Raw genomic sequence first — 12408 nt, forward strand, 5'->3', positions numbered from 1 at the left:
CGCCTTGTTGCGAAAAAAGTGCCCAGACTTATAACGAGAACGCCGGTTAGCCGCAACCCGCGCCGAACCGTTGTAGAATGCCCGGCCTTTTTCTTTCCGGAATCTTGAATGGATCGCCCGCGTTTTCGTCCTTATTTCCTGCACCCGCGTTTCTGGCCGCTGTGGCTGGGGCTCGGGCTGCTCTGGCTGATCGTCCAGCTTCCGTACCCGATTTTGCTGGGCATCGGTCGTGTCCTGGGTGCGCTGATGTACCGCGTGGCCGGTGCTCGTCGGGCGATCGCTGCGCGCAACCTGGAACTGTGTTTCCCGGAACTGCCGTCCGTCGAGCGGAAGCGTCTGTTAAAGGAAAACTTCGCGTCCACCGGCATCGCCTTCTTCGAAATGGCCATGAGCTGGTGGTGGCCAAAGGCCCGGCTGGCGCGTCTGGCGCATATCGAGGGACTGGAGCATCTGCAGGCCGCGCAGCGTGATGGCCAGGGCGCCATCCTGATGGCCCTGCATTTCACCACCCTGGAGATTGGCGCGGCGCTGCTGGGCCAGGTCCACACCATCGACGGCATGTACCGCGAGCACAAGAACCCGCTGTTCGACATGATCCAGCGCCGTGGCCGCGAGCGTCATAACCTCGATTCGCTGGCAGTAGAGCGTGAGGATGTGCGCGGCATGCTCAAGCTGCTGCGTGCCGGCCGGGCGATCTGGTACGCGCCGGACCAGGACTACGGCGCCAAGCAGAGCCTGTTCGTGCCGCTGTTCGGCATTCAGGCGGCGACCGTGACCGCTACCACCAAATTCGCCCGTCTGGGTCGGGCCCGAGTGATTCCGTTCACTCAGGAGCGCCTGGCCGACGGCAGTGGTTACCGGCTGGTGATTCACCCGCCGCTTGCAGACTTCCCCGGAGAAACCGAAGAGGCCGACTGCCTGCGCATCAACCAGTGGATCGAGCAGGCGCTGCGGGCCTGTCCGGAGCAGTACCTGTGGGCGCATCGGCGCTTCAAGTCGCGCCCGCCAGGAGAGCCGAAGCTGTATCGGCGTTAAGCGCGGCGCACATTTATCTCAGGGAGCATGAGCATGGCAGCAGCAGAACCGGTCACCGGTCTGATCCTTTCCGGTGGTGGCGCCCGTGCCGCCTATCAGGTCGGGGTGCTGGCGGGGATCGCCGATCTGCTGCCGCAAGGGGCATCAAACCCGTTCCCGGTCATCGTCGGCACCTCCGCCGGCGCCATCAATGCGGTGACCCTGGCCAGCGGAGCCCTGCATTTCGCCGAGGCGATCCGGCGCCTGACCAGCTTCTGGCAGGGTTTTCGCAGCCATCAGGTGCTGCGCAGTGATTGGCCCGGCGTGATGCGCCAAGCCAGCCGTTTCGTCGGTCACAGCCTGCTCGGCCTTGGCCGGCAAGTGCCGGTGGCGCTGCTCGATAGCTCGCCCTTGCGCGGGCTGCTCAACGAACACCTCGACTTGAGCGGTATCGGTCACGCCATCGAGCAGCGGTGTCTGCGCGCGGTGGCGGTGACCGCGTTCGGTTATGAGTCGGGGCAGGCGGTGACCTTCTATCAGGGCCGTGGCGCGATTGATCCCTGGTTGCGTCATCGGCGTATCGGCGTGCCGACGCGCTTGAGCGTCGAGCACCTGCTGGCCAGCTCGGCGATCCCGCTGCTGTTCGCGCCGGTCAAGCTGGGCCATGAGTATTACGGTGATGGCGCGGTGCGCCAGTCAGCGCCCATCAGCCCGGCGTTGCACCTGGGCGCGAGCCGCATCCTGGTGGTCGGGGTCAGCGGCAACCCGCGTGGCCCTTCGGCAAGCGAGCCGGTGCAGCGTATCTATAGCGGCCAGCCGCCGAGCCTTGCGCAAATCGGCGGGCACCTGCTCAACAGCACCTTCATCGACAGCCTGGAAGACGACCTGGAATTGTTGCAGCGCCTCAATCACCTGAGCCATTTGGTTCCGGAGCAGGCGTATCCGCGCCGGCTCGGGCTGGAGCCGGTGGAGGTGTTGGTGGTAGCGCCCAGCCAGCCGCTGGACGAGATCGCCGCACGTCACCGCCGCGAACTGCCGGCGGCGCTGCGCCTGTTCTTGCGCGGGCCGGGTGCGACCAAGACCAGCGGAGCGGGGGTACTCAGTTACCTGCTGTTCGAAGCCGGTTATTGCAGTGAACTGATCGAACTCGGGCGGCGCGATGCCCTGGCCAAGCGTGATCAGTTATGCGCCTTCCTCGGCCTGCCGCCCGTCCACGACTGAACCCTTACTCGGCGATTTGCAGGTGCCGCGCCTCGGTGTAGACGTAGCGCACCTTCTCGTACTCGAACGGCGAATTCATCTGGCCATAGCGGAACGCGGTGGTGTAGCGCCGGTCGATGGCGCGCAGCACCCACAGTTCGGGGTGATTGCTGCTGACTTCGGCGACGTTGAGGAAGTTGATCTGGTTCTCGGCGCCGTAATCCACCATCAGCCCGCCGGTGTCGCGCAGGTTGGACGGGCCGAGGATCGGCAGCATCAGGTACGGGCCGTCCGGCACGCCATAGAAGCCCAGGGTCTGGCCGAAGTCCTCGTTCTGTTTCGGCACGCCCATCATGGTCGCCGGGTCCCACAGGCCGAAAACGCCGATGGTGGTGTTGACCAGCAGCCGCGCGGTGATGTCCAGCGAACGCTTGCCCTTGAACTGCAACAGACTGTTGAGCAGGTTCGGCACGTCGCCGATGTTGCTGAAGAAGTTGCTCACGCCGCTGCGCACGAACTGCGGGGTGACGTAGCGGTAGCCATTGACCACCGGCAGGAACACCCACTCGTCGAAGCGGTAGTTGAAGTGATAGACCCGGCGGTTCCAGGACTCCAGCGGGTCGTAGACGGTCAGCGCGTTGAGCGTCGAGCGTTCGAATTCGCGTTGGTCCAGTCCGGGGTTGAATTTCAGCTCCTTGAGCGGCTCGGTGAAGCCGTCGGGGTCGATGACGCTGGCCGCAGGCGCGGGTTCGTCGGCGAACGCCGGGCCGGCGGACAGCAGCAGGGCGGTGATCAGCAGGCGTTTAACCACGGAAGAACTCCAGCATGTCGTCGCTGTTGACGCGGTAGTTGAGGTTGCCGCAATGGCCGCCATGGGGGTACAGGGTGAGTCGGTCGCCGAAGGTCTTGCGCAGGAAACCGATGTCGCCGGGGCCGAGGATCAGATCGTCGGCGTTGTGCATCACGGCGATCTTCGGCGTTTTGCTCAGGTAGTCCTGCAGGGCATAAAGGCTCACCTGGTCGATCAGTTGCAGCAGGCTGCCGCCGTCGGTGCGGGCGCGCCACATCGGGATCACTTGCTCGGTCAGGTAGCAGTCGAAATCGCATTGCAACGCACGCTTGAAGAACGGCGTGAGGCTGCTGCCTTCGGTGATCGGGAATTTCGGCGGGATGATCAGGCCGCGGCGGTTGATCAGGTCCGAGGTAAAGGCGATATCGGCCGCGGAGAAGCGGAACGAGGTGCCGATCAGCATGGCCATCTGTTCATTGGAGAGGTGCTGGCGCGACTGCTGGAAGTCGTAGAGCAGGGCGTCATTGAGGTCGATGTAGCCCTTCTGCTGGAAGTAGCGGGTCAGTTTGTTGAGCACCAGTTCATAGAAGGTGGTGTGGCTGGTCACGCCCTTGACCTCGGTCTGTACCAGGCGGTCGAGGTTGCTGATGGAGGTGTAGAGGTTCACCGGCGGGTTGAGCAGCAGCACGCGCTTGAAGTTGAAGCTGCGCCGGGTCTCGTCCAGGTGGCTGACGAATGCGGCGTCCAGCGCGCCGAGGCTGTAGCCGCTGAGGTAGAACTCCTTGATCGGCAGCCGCGGGTGCTGGGCTCGCACGCCTTGCATCACCCGGTACAGGTCTTCGGCGTCCTCGGTGCTCACGCCCGGGGTGGCGAAGCGCGATGCGGCGCTTATGAAGTCGAAGCTGGTCGGCGAGGACAACTGCACCACGTGGTAGCCGGCCTTGTAATAAAGGCGCTTGAGGTACTCGTTGATGCTGGCGTTGTAGCGTGCACCGGTGCCGGCGATCAGGAAGATCAGCGGCGCTTCGTGGTCCTGGCGGGCCAGGCGATAGCGCAGTTTCTTCACCGGCCAGAAATTGTCCGGCAGGGTGAAGGCGCGTTCCGGGCGCAGGTTGAGGTCGTAGTCGGACTGGGTGATGTCATCGTCAGTGGGCAGTTCCGGGCGCATGTCCGGCGGCGTGGTGGCGATGGTCGCCTCGAAGGGGTTGGTCAGCGGATAGCCGTAGGTGGCGGCATCAATGTCCGCTGCCGACGCGGCCGCACTCAACAGTAGGCCGCCCAGCAGGGCAGCGAGGCGCAGTGGTCGAAACATGACGGATCCCCAGAAAAGGCACGAAAGCGTGGTGCGTAGTCCAGCCTAGGACATCCGTGTTACCGGCAAAGTTGCCTGGCGCCACGGTATTTGTCGTGCCGGATGTTGCCGTGATGGCCTTGGACTCTGCAACAATTGGTTCCATTTATCCTGGCGTTAAAAGTAGTCGAGGCTGGCGCTTTCGCCTTGCGTAGACCGCCTGGAGGATTATGCTGGGCGCCGATTTTTCTGATTTTGGAGTCACCATGTCTCAGCGTTTGCCACTTATCGCCTTGTTGCTCTTCGTGCCGTTGTGGCTGGCCGCCAGTTATGGGGTTCGCTACGGGTTCATGGAGGATCCGCAGTGGGTGGGGATCTGCTCGGCGCAGGTACAGGTGTGGGAGTGCCAGGTTCGCTCGACGCTGGGCCTGACCATTCACTTCCGGATTCTGGCGTGGCTGGCGTTGGGACTGGCGCTGGTGGGGACGTTCGTGGCGCACCGGGCCGGGCGTTGGCTGGCGGTGCTGGCACTGGTGGCGGGGATCCCGGCGCTGGTGTTGTACACCGCGAGTATCGCGGTGTTTGCGGTGGTGCTGGCGGGGTTGCGGTTGGTTCGTCGGGCCAGATGAACCGCGCCCTTTGACAGGGCATTTGAGGGCCTCATCGCTGCCGAACTGCAGCGATGAGGCCCGAAAGGACTATCGGGCTTTCAGACAGCGCCACAACGCAGCGACCATCAACACACTGACCACCGCCCAGCCCCAGGCCTGCAGGCTTTCCAGTCCTTCGCGATACAACTGCGGTCCGATCCCGGCACCGACGATCAAGGTCAACAACGCTACTTCAGCCCGCGCCACCTTCACCGGACGCAGCAGGTAAACCAGTGCCGGCAACACGAACGCCGCAGTCGGGAAACTGCGATAGCGCGGATCGAACACCAGCGCCAGCATGCTCACCGCCGCGGCGAAGCCCGCCGCCAGTACCCACCAGCCCGCACGGGCTTCCAGCCAGGCGAAGGTTCGCTCACGCCAGCCACTGCGCGATGCGAGGGCCAGCGCGCCATGGGCCAGCACGATCAGGTTGAGCCCCACCAGCAGCACCACCCACAACCATTCGCCGAAGAAGCGGCTGTTGGTCCGCGCCAGTTCGCCCCACAGGCCGATGCTGGCGGCACCGATCGCTGCCAGCAGCGGCAGAGCCAGGGCGTTGCGGGTGCTGCGGACCGGGCCCGCCAGCACCAGGGTGGCGAGGAACAGCGCAACGCTGGCGGCCAGCCACTGCGGCCACAACGCCAGGTTGCTCACCGGGCCTTCGAGTACGCCCTTGTCGTGGCGGTCGGCGTCGTACAAGCCCCAGTAACCGCCCACCGCGCCTTCGCTGGCGCGTTTCCACGGTTGGTCGAAGGCTTCGATCAGGTTGTAGTGCCAGCCATTCTTCTCCGCCATGGCGACGAAACCACGAATGAAGCGTGCTTCGTTGACCCGGCTCGGTACTGCGGTTTCGCGCTGGCGGCCTTCGCTGGGCCAGCCGGTTTCACCGATCAGGATGTCCTTGGGCGCGAAGCGGTTGCCGAACACCTGGCGGATCTCGCCGACATGCGCCAGGGCATCGTCGATCCCGCGTGGATCATCTTCCCAGTAAGGCAGCAGGTGGATGGTGAGGAAGTCCACCGCCGGGGCGATTTGCGGGTGCTGCAGCCAGAACTCCCAGACATCGGCGTAGGTCACCGGCACCTGGACCTGGCTTTTCACCCGGCCGATCAATTCGGCGAGGCGGTCGCCGGTGATCTCTTTGCGCAGCAGCGTTTCGTTGCCGACGATCACAGCGCGGACCACGTCCTGGTTGGCGTTGGCCGAGGCGATCAGCGACGTGATCTCTTTTTCGGTATCCACCGGATTGCCGTTGACCCAGGCCCCGAGCATCACCTTCAGCCCGTACTTGCGGGCGATATCGGGGATGCCTTCGAGGCCGGTCATGGAATAGGTGCGAATGCATTCGAAGCGTTTCGACAGCAGCGCGAGGTCGGCGTCGATGCGTTCCGGGCGCAGGGTGAAGGGCTGGTCGAAGGGCGACTGGTCCTTGTCGAACGGGGTGTAGGAGGCGCACTGCAATTTGTGCGTGGCGCTGGCGGCATCCGGCAGCACCACCGGCTTGCCGAGCCCGTACCAGAGGCCGGCGAGGGCGAACAGGCCGAGCAGGCAGGCGAAAAGATAAGGAGGCAGCGCAAAGCGGGCAGTCGAGGACATGGAGCGATCCGGTGAGGCAACAAAGCCGCCAATACTACCCGTAAACACCGGAGGTTTTGCCTTTGGCATGCAAAGTTCGGGCGGGCTTTACCGAGGGCCCCGGGATTGCTGGCGGTGCTGGCAAACTGGTGTCGTTTCTCGATGTTTCGAGGTCGCTGACAGAGCAGGTCCGCCACGAGCCGGGGTTGATGATGGGCGCATCAGTACTCCGCTGATGCTCTCTCGGTCCAGGCAGTGAGGCGTGATGGGGGCGCCGTGCACCAGAACAAGACGTGCTCCGACCGGCGTCGGACGCATGACATCCGTGACGTGACAAGGGGAAGCTTTGATGAAAATGCGACGACTCCTGGGGGCGGGCACCGCCCTGGTATTGGCAATGAGCGCCGTGACGGCGATGGCCAAGGAAGTGAGCATCGGCTACGTCGATGGCTGGTCCGACAGTGTGGCAACCACCCATGTGGCCGCAGAGGTCATCAAACAGAAACTGGGCTATGACGTGAAGCTCATGCCCGTGGCGACCGGGATCATGTGGCAGGGCGTCGCCACCGGCAAACTCGACGCCATGCTCTCGGCCTGGCTGCCCGTCACTCACGGCGAATACTGGACGAAGAACAAAGACAACGTTGTCGACTACGGCCCCAACTTCAAGGACGCCAAGATCGGCCTGATCGTGCCGGAATACGTCAAGGCGCAGTCGGTCGCCGACCTCAAGACCGATGAGAGCTTCAAGAAGAAAATCGTCGGCATCGACGCCGGTTCCGGCGTGATGCTCAAGACCGATCAGGCAATCAAGGACTACGACCTCACCGGCTACAAACTGCAGGCCAGTTCCGGCGCAGCGATGACCGCGGAACTGGGCCGCGCCTATGCCAAGCAGCAGTCCATCGCAGTCACCGGCTGGGTGCCGCACTGGATGTTCGCCAAGTGGAAACTGCGCTTCCTCGAAGACCCCAAGGGCGTTTATGGCGCCGCCGAAACCGTCAACAGCATCGGCAGCAAGGAACTGGCGACCAAGGCGCCGGACGTGGCGGAGTTTCTGAAGAAGTTCTCCTGGCAGTCGAAAGACGAAATCGGCGAGGTCATGTTGGCCATTCAAGAGGGCGCCAAGCCCGATGCCGCCGCCAAGGACTGGGTGGCCAAACACCCTGAACGCGTTGCCGAATGGGTCGGCAAATAATGGCTTGATGCCTCTATCCTGAGCCTTCCAGGGCCGCCCCCGGTTTATCCGGTGGGCGGCCCTTCTGTTTGCGGACCTTTACCGTCTTTGCAAAAGACTTTTACATCTAAGACTAAGGTCGTCTGGAGTGCGTTCATAGGCAGCATAAAGTGGAGTCGTTCTATCTAATCTGTGCTGCGAGGACAAAAACAATGAACGACAGCATTTACCTATCGATACAAAACAGCCCGCGGTTCAAGGAGCTGGTTTCAAAACGTGAACGATTCGCCTGGATTCTCTCGGCAATCATGCTCGGCCTTTATTCTGCTTTCATCCTTCTGATTGCCTATGGTCCCCAACTGCTGGGCACCAAGATCAGCCCTGACTCTTCGATTACCTGGGGTATTCCCCTGGGCGTGGGACTGATCCTTTCGGCCTTCATCCTTACCGGTATCTATGTGCGTCGCGCCAACGGTGAATTCGATGAGCTGAACAACGCAATCCTCAAGGAGGCTCAGCAATGATCCGGCGTCTACTGGCAACCCTGGCCATCGGCGCGTTTGCACCCGCCGTCTGGGCCGCCGACGCCCTGACCGGCGCGGTACAGAAACAACCGCTGAACGTTGCGGCGATCCTCATGTTCGTCGCCTTCGTTGGCGCCACCCTGTGCATCACCTACTGGGCTTCGAAAAAGAACAACTCGGCGTCCGACTATTACGCCGCCGGCGGCAAGATCACTGGTTTCCAGAACGGTCTGGCCATTGCCGGTGACTACATGTCTGCGGCGTCCTTCCTGGGTATTTCCGCCCTGGTATTCACCTCCGGCTACGACGGTCTGATCTACTCGATCGGCTTCCTCGTCGGCTGGCCGATCATCCTCTTCCTGATCGCCGAACGCCTGCGCAACCTGGGTAAATACACCTTTGCTGACGTGGCGTCCTATCGCCTCGGCCAGAAAGAAATCCGCACCCTGTCGGCCTCCGGCTCGCTGGTGGTGGTGGCGTTCTACCTGATCGCGCAGATGGTCGGTGCGGGCAAGCTGATCCAACTGCTGTTCGGTCTGGACTACCACGTTGCGGTCATCCTGGTCGGTATCCTGATGTGCCTGTACGTGCTGTTCGGCGGCATGCTGGCGACCACCTGGGTACAGATCATCAAGGCAGTGCTGCTGCTCTCCGGTGCCAGTTTCATGGCGCTGATGGTGATGAAGCACGTCAACTTCAACTTCAGCGAGCTGTTCTCCCAGGCCATCGCCGTTCACCCTAAAGGTGAAGCGATCATGAGCCCTGGCGGTCTGGTGAAAGATCCGATCTCCGCGTTCTCGCTGGGTCTGGCGCTGATGTTCGGTACTGCTGGCCTGCCACACATCCTGATGCGCTTCTTCACCGTGAGCGACGCTAAAGAAGCCCGCAAATCGGTGTTCTACGCCACTGGCTTCATCGGCTACTTCTACATCCTGACCTTCATCATCGGCTTCGGCGCGATCCTGCTGGTCAGCACCAACCCGGCCTTCAAGGACGCTGCAGGTGCCTTGCTGGGCGGTAACAATATGGCGGCGGTGCACCTGGCCAATGCAGTTGGCGGCAGCATCTTCCTCGGCTTCATCTCGGCAGTGGCCTTCGCCACCATCCTGGCGGTGGTTGCCGGTCTGACCCTGGCAGGCGCTTCGGCGGTGTCCCACGACCTGTACGCCAGCGTATGGCGCAAAGGCAAAGTCAACGACAAAGACGAAATCCGTGTGTCGAAGATCACCACCATTGCCCTGGCAGTGCTGGCCATCGGCCTGGGTATCCTCTTCGAAAGCCAGAACATCGCCTTCATGGTAGGTCTGGCGTTCTCCATCGCGGCTAGCTGCAACTTCCCGGTACTGCTGCTCTCGATGTACTGGAAGAAACTGACCACCCGTGGCGCCATGATTGGCGGCTGGATGGGGCTGATTAGCGCTGTGGCCCTGATGGTGCTTGGCCCGACCATCTGGGTGCAGATCCTGCACCACGAGAAACCGATCTACCCGTACGAGTACCCGGCTCTGTTCTCCATGCTGATTGCTTTCGTGGGTATCTGGTTCTTCTCGATCACCGACAAGTCCAAGGCGGCTGACGAAGAACGCGCACTGTTCTTCCCGCAGTTCGTCCGTTCGCAGACCGGCCTGGGCGCCAGCGGTGCGGTTTCGCACTGATCGACCCGGCAATGAAAAAGACAGCCCTCGGGCTGTCTTTTTTTTGCCTGCGGGAGGCGGGTCAGGCGCGGGTCATATGTAGCCGAGCAAGAGCAGTATCAACAGGACGATCAGCACGGTACCGATGATGCCCGATGGTCCGTAGCCCCAGCTTCTGGAGTGCGGGAATACCGGCAGGCCACCGATCAGCAGCAGGATCAGGATGATGATTAGAATTGTGCCCATGACGATTCCTCTGGTTTCGGTCGGATGGGCAGACCTGTCTTTCAGGCCCGCTTGTTATTGCGACTGCCGCCGTGAGGGAAAAGTTTAATCAACCTCACGTCTCCCTCTTCGAAAGCCCCCGCAATCCACGCCTTTTTTTGCCCGTGCCATTCAGCAACCTGATACCGCGTGGGCCGGCGCAGGGCCTTCGCTACACTGGCCTTCACCGTCAAGCACACAAGGCAGCTGGCTATGCAGAACCGCATGATGATCACTGGCGCGGGATCCGGACTGGGTCGTGAAATTGCCCTGCGCTGGGCCCGCGAGGGCTGGCGACTGGCATTGAGCGATGTCAGCGAGGAAGGCCTCAAACAGACCCTTGCGCTGGTTCGTGAGGCCGGCGGTAGTGGCTTCATCCAGCGCTGCGATGTCCGCGACTACAGCCAGTTGATCGCCCTGGCACAGGCCTGCGAAGAGCACTTCGACGGCATCGATGTGATCGTCAACAACGCCGGCGTGGCCTCGGGCGGTTTCTTCGCCGAGCTGTCGCTGGAGGACTGGGACTGGCAGATCGCGATCAACCTCATGGGTGTGGTCAAGGGATGCAAGGCGTTCTTGCCGCTGCTGGAGCGCAGCAAGGGGCGGATCATCAACATCGCTTCCATGGCCGCGCTGATGCAGGGCCCGGCGATGAGCAACTACAACGTCGCCAAGGCCGGTGTGGTGGCATTGTCCGAGAGTCTGCTGGTGGAACTGCGGCAGCTCGACGTAGCGGTGCATGTGGTCTGCCCGTCGTTCTTCCAGACCAACTTGCTGGACTCCTTCCGCGGCCCGACGCCGGCGATGAAGGCTCAGGTCGGCAAGCTGCTGGAAAGTTCGCCTATCAGCGCTACCGATATCGCCGAATACATCTACCAGCAGGTCGCGCACGGCCAGTTCATGATCTTGCCGCACGAGCAGGGTCGGATGGCCTGGCAGCTCAAGCAGCACAATCCGCAGGCGCTCTACGACGAAATGGCGAGCATGGCGGAAAAAATGCGCGCCAAAGGCCGTCAGCCGCAATCCTGAGCGGCGGCATCGGGTATCCTCGGCGCTTTGCCAGCATTGGGGATACCTGTGGTCAACTACCTGTTGTTCTTCCTCGCAGCGGTGTTCGAGATCGCCGGTTGCTACGCCTTCTACATGTGGCTGCGCCTGGGCAAGAGCGCCTGGTGGATCGCCCCTGCGCTGCTCAGCCTGACCCTCTTTGCCCTGCTGCTGACCCGTGTCGAGTCGGCTTACGCCGGGCGCGCCTACGCCGCCTATGGCGGGATCTACATCGTTACGTCATTGCTCTGGCTGGCGCTGGTGGAGCGCGGCCGGCCGCTGGGTAGCGACTGGATCGGCGGATTGCTCTGCGTCGCGGGTGCGACGGTGATCCTGCTGGGACCGAGGCTCCAGAGTGCGGGCTGATCTTGTGGGAAGAATGTGTAGGGCATTTCCGTTAGGCGTGTAGGTTCTCTCTCTTTCAAGATCAGACCATTGAAGCGGACTACCCCGACAGCCAGTCTCCGAATTCACCTTGAAATGGAGGATTCGGGAATGCTGGTCATAGGACGCGAAATAGGCGAGGTCATCAACATCGGCGACGACATCAAGCTCAAGGTCCTGGCTGTGGACGGCGGGACCGTGCGGTTCGGTATCAGCGCGCCGCGCAATGTCGAAATTCATCGCGCGGAGATCTACAAGCGCCTGGCCGAGCAACTGGAAAAGGAGGCGGCCAGTTGAGCCGTCGGCTCAGTCGAGCAGTTCCTTGGGCACATCGTGCTTGGCCAGCAACTGGCACTGCTGGCTTTCGAGGTCGAAGAGGATGAATGCCTGACCCTTGGCCAGCGCCTGGCGAACCCGCAGTACGCGGGTTTCCAGCGGGGTGTCGTCGCCGTTGTCGGTACCTTCGCGGGTGACGAAATCCTCGATCAGGCGGGTCAGGGTCTCGGCTTCGAGTTGGTCGTAGGGGATCAGCATCTGGAGCGGGCCTTGGGGGAGGGGGATGGCACATGCTACCTGTGTTTGTTCTCTGGGGCCTCATCGCTGGCTTGCCGAAACCATGAGGCGCCAGTCAGGAGACCGCGTAGCAGCGACCAGACGCATGCCGAAAGTGTTCTAGCGTTCTTGAGAGCGAGCGCCGCCCGCGCGGCGCATCGCGAGCACGCTCGCTCCTACAGTGGTTGCAACGTGCCATGGCCTGTGAGATCGGCATTGCCAGCCTTGGCGTATGTCTGGAAAGTGCGATGGGGTTGAGGCGTCAGCCTCGGAATCGAGCCGAGCCACAAAGGCGGTCAACCATGG

General features: G+C 62.3%; 14 protein-coding genes. 9 read left to right on the plus strand and 5 right to left on the minus strand.

The window, feature by feature from the left end:
* The first annotated feature begins 108 nt into the window (after positions 1 to 108).
* Positions 109 to 1035 (plus strand): lipid A biosynthesis lauroyl acyltransferase, encoded by a 927-nt coding sequence (locus DM374_RS06965; RefSeq protein WP_110969208.1) that lies wholly within the window; start codon positions 109 to 111, stop codon positions 1033 to 1035.
* Positions 1036 to 1068: 33 nt separating this feature from the next.
* On the plus strand, positions 1069 to 2235 hold the full coding sequence (locus DM374_RS06970) for a patatin-like phospholipase family protein (RefSeq protein WP_110969209.1): 1167 nt from the start codon (positions 1069 to 1071) through the stop codon (positions 2233 to 2235).
* A gap of 4 nt (positions 2236 to 2239) precedes the next feature.
* On the opposite strand, the gene DM374_RS06975 is transcribed toward DM374_RS06970, so the two are convergent.
* Positions 2240 to 3025 carry an MlaA family lipoprotein gene (locus DM374_RS06975; RefSeq protein WP_110969210.1) on the minus strand — a complete coding sequence of 262 codons (786 nt, stop codon included), beginning with the start codon at positions 3023 to 3025 and terminating at the stop codon, positions 2240 to 2242.
* Complete coding sequence (locus DM374_RS06980) at positions 3018 to 4316, minus strand: serine/threonine protein kinase (protein ID WP_110969211.1); 1299 nt, start codon at positions 4314 to 4316, stop codon at positions 3018 to 3020. The genes DM374_RS06975 and DM374_RS06980 overlap by 8 nt, the downstream gene beginning before the upstream one ends.
* 245 nt (positions 4317 to 4561) lie before the next feature.
* On the opposite strand from DM374_RS06980, the gene DM374_RS06985 reads away from it, so the two are divergent.
* The gene (locus DM374_RS06985; protein ID WP_110969365.1) at positions 4562 to 4924 is read left to right on the plus strand and encodes a hypothetical protein; all 363 of its coding nucleotides are present in this window, start codon (positions 4562 to 4564) and stop codon (positions 4922 to 4924) included.
* 69 nt (positions 4925 to 4993) lie between these two features.
* On the opposite strand, the gene DM374_RS06990 is transcribed toward DM374_RS06985, so the two are convergent.
* Positions 4994 to 6541: a glycoside hydrolase family 17 protein gene (locus DM374_RS06990; RefSeq protein WP_110969212.1), complete on the minus strand. Its 1548-nt coding sequence runs from the start codon at positions 6539 to 6541 to the stop codon at positions 4994 to 4996.
* 328 nt (positions 6542 to 6869) lie between these two features.
* Here DM374_RS06990 and DM374_RS06995 point away from each other — a divergent pair, with 328 nt between their 5' ends.
* From DM374_RS06995 to DM374_RS07005, 3 genes are all read left to right on the plus strand, one after another.
* Complete coding sequence (locus DM374_RS06995) at positions 6870 to 7718, plus strand: glycine betaine ABC transporter substrate-binding protein (RefSeq protein WP_110969213.1); 849 nt, start codon at positions 6870 to 6872, stop codon at positions 7716 to 7718.
* A 191-nt stretch (positions 7719 to 7909) separates the two neighbouring features.
* On the plus strand, positions 7910 to 8221 hold the full coding sequence (locus DM374_RS07000) for a DUF485 domain-containing protein (protein ID WP_095155468.1): 312 nt from the start codon (positions 7910 to 7912) through the stop codon (positions 8219 to 8221).
* The gene (locus DM374_RS07005) at positions 8218 to 9876 is read left to right on the plus strand and encodes a cation acetate symporter (RefSeq protein WP_095155469.1); all 1659 of its coding nucleotides are present in this window, start codon (positions 8218 to 8220) and stop codon (positions 9874 to 9876) included. The genes DM374_RS07000 and DM374_RS07005 overlap by 4 nt, the downstream gene beginning before the upstream one ends.
* Positions 9877 to 9948: 72 nt before the next feature.
* On the opposite strand, the gene DM374_RS07010 is transcribed toward DM374_RS07005, so the two are convergent.
* A complete protein-coding gene (locus DM374_RS07010) occupies positions 9949 to 10107 on the minus strand; it encodes a DUF3309 family protein (protein ID WP_175652484.1) in 159 nt (52 codons plus the stop codon).
* A 225-nt stretch (positions 10108 to 10332) separates the two neighbouring features.
* Here DM374_RS07010 and DM374_RS07015 point away from each other — a divergent pair, with 225 nt between their 5' ends.
* From DM374_RS07015 to csrA, 3 genes are all read left to right on the plus strand, one after another.
* The gene (locus DM374_RS07015) at positions 10333 to 11148 is read left to right on the plus strand and encodes an SDR family oxidoreductase (protein ID WP_110969214.1); all 816 of its coding nucleotides are present in this window, start codon (positions 10333 to 10335) and stop codon (positions 11146 to 11148) included.
* A 48-nt stretch (positions 11149 to 11196) separates the two neighbouring features.
* Positions 11197 to 11532: a YnfA family protein gene (locus tag DM374_RS07020; RefSeq protein WP_110969215.1), complete on the plus strand. Its 336-nt coding sequence runs from the start codon at positions 11197 to 11199 to the stop codon at positions 11530 to 11532.
* 129 nt (positions 11533 to 11661) lie between these two features.
* Positions 11662 to 11847 (plus strand): carbon storage regulator CsrA, encoded by a 186-nt coding sequence (csrA, locus tag DM374_RS07025; RefSeq protein ID WP_110969216.1) that lies wholly within the window; start codon positions 11662 to 11664, stop codon positions 11845 to 11847.
* Between the two features lie 9 nt (positions 11848 to 11856).
* Here the strand turns inward: csrA and DM374_RS07030 are convergent, their stop codons facing one another.
* Positions 11857 to 12084: a YheU family protein gene (locus tag DM374_RS07030; RefSeq protein ID WP_095155474.1), complete on the minus strand. Its 228-nt coding sequence runs from the start codon at positions 12082 to 12084 to the stop codon at positions 11857 to 11859.
* Between the last annotated feature and the right edge of the window lie 324 nt (positions 12085 to 12408).

This window comes from Pseudomonas huaxiensis, assembly GCF_003231275.1.
GTDB lineage: Bacteria > Pseudomonadota > Gammaproteobacteria > Pseudomonadales > Pseudomonadaceae > Aquipseudomonas > Aquipseudomonas huaxiensis.